General features: G+C 37.2%; 1 protein-coding gene. It reads right to left on the bottom strand.

Going from position 1 to position 888, the window contains the following annotated elements:
- Nucleotides 1-797 (bottom strand): RagB/SusD family nutrient uptake outer membrane protein (locus BBH99_RS12675; protein ID WP_185111077.1); only part of this gene is annotated, 797 nt, incomplete at its 3' end.
- Between the last annotated feature and the right edge of the window lie 91 nt (nt 798-888).

Here is an 888-nt window from a genome sequence, read left to right as displayed (position 1 = left end):
GCGTATTTCTCTACCAATTTGTACCCATATTGACTTGTTCCTCCAGGTGTGCCGTTCACTTCTGCAAATTGCGCTGCTGCTTCAGGCATTTTTTTATCATACAAATAAATTTTTCCCAATATTGCTCTGGCTGTTCCCTGTGTAATCCTCCCTTTGTCATTACCACTGGCTGTCATCATTAAATCCGGAATGGAAGCAAGAATATCATTTTCTATCTGTGTATAGACTTCACTTGGTTTTGCCTGTGGAATATGCCAGTAATCATCATCAAATTTTACACTTTTGAGTACTAACGGGATATTTCCAAACATTCTTAAAAGCTCGAAATAATATAAAGACCTGAGAACTTTTGCTTCAGCGCTATATCTCTTTTTAAGGTCTTCGCTCATATCAGCTCCGGGAACTCTCTCTATTAAAAGATTAGCCCTTGCTATTCCCTGATAATAATCTCTCCAATAACTTGCAGGCATCGTATTAGGATTTATAGCATAATTATTCATTCCTTGTATACCCGCTCCATCATTAGAATTTCCTCCGCCTGAATAAAAGTCATCAGATCCTGCATTGAAAAAGGTAACTGTATTTTCAAATCCGCTGGAGTATTTTCTTAAAACATCATATACAGACACCAATGCACTAAAAGACTGGGTCTCATTCTTAAAATACATATCGGTTTTAAAAGCGCCTGAATTCTCTACCTCATCCAGGTAAGATCCGCTACAGCCAATATTACTAAAACTTAAACCTGCCAACATTGTAACGGCAAGTCCTTTATATATAAAATTCTTATTTTTCATGTTATTACGTATTAAAATTGAATGTTTGCTCCCAGCAGGAAAGTTCTGGCCTGTGGATAGTAAGCTCTGTCTACTCCCACAATATCCTGTT

Source organism: Chryseobacterium contaminans (assembly GCF_001684955.1).
Lineage (GTDB): Bacteria > Bacteroidota > Bacteroidia > Flavobacteriales > Weeksellaceae > Chryseobacterium > Chryseobacterium contaminans.
This window is presented reverse-complemented; position numbering and strand designations above follow the sequence as displayed.